Genomic DNA, 636 nt, shown 5'->3' on the forward strand with positions numbered 1-636 from the left:
TCCTACCACCCCAGCCAGTACTTCCTGAGACATCGTTACAAGGCGCGCCTCCGCTCCCTGAGCGCGGTAAATGCCCCTCTTTCTGCCCCCGGTCCTGCGGGCTCTTCTGGCGTGCTTTCTTGCGCCTGCTGGGTGACGGGTGAGGCCGGGCTGATGACCCCTGTCGAGGGGAGATCAGGGAGGGGAGATACCTAGGTAATAGGTATAAGTAATGGATAAAGATACCTAGATTCAGAAGAGTATACTCATAATAAATATTGTAATAATAATCACTTAGATAGCTTACAGCTTCATCTCTTTGCTCCTATATGAAGGGTGACAGCCCCCTCTAGGAGAACCTATGCCCCAGATCAGTGACCCCGATTACTCCCGCCCCTTCGATGTTCATCGTTGGTCCGACCACCCCGAGGTGAAGGGGGTGGTGGATACCCTCTGGGACGAGTGGTTGCCGGGGACAGAGCTGAGGAAGGGAGATGGGAAGAGGAGGAAGACCGGCCCCAAGCCTAAGGCCACCGATAAGACCCACCTGAAGGTGCTCGTTCTGGACCTCTATGTGGCGTGGAACGAGGATCCGGAGCTCTCCGTAGGTGTCCACATGTCGCCGAACGAATACAAGGTAGGATCCCGCTACAACGC

The 636-nt window shown here is 55.5% G+C and carries 1 protein-coding gene; it reads left to right on the forward strand.

Features of this window, described 5'->3' with window-relative positions:
* Positions 1-340 precede the first annotated feature (340 nt).
* The coding region (locus KUV62_RS22630) for a hypothetical protein (RefSeq protein WP_222606020.1) at positions 341-636 on the forward strand (296 nt) is incomplete at its 3' end.

Source organism: Salipiger bermudensis, from assembly GCF_019801965.1.
GTDB classification, from domain to species: Bacteria; Pseudomonadota; Alphaproteobacteria; order Rhodobacterales; family Rhodobacteraceae; genus Salipiger; species Salipiger bermudensis_A.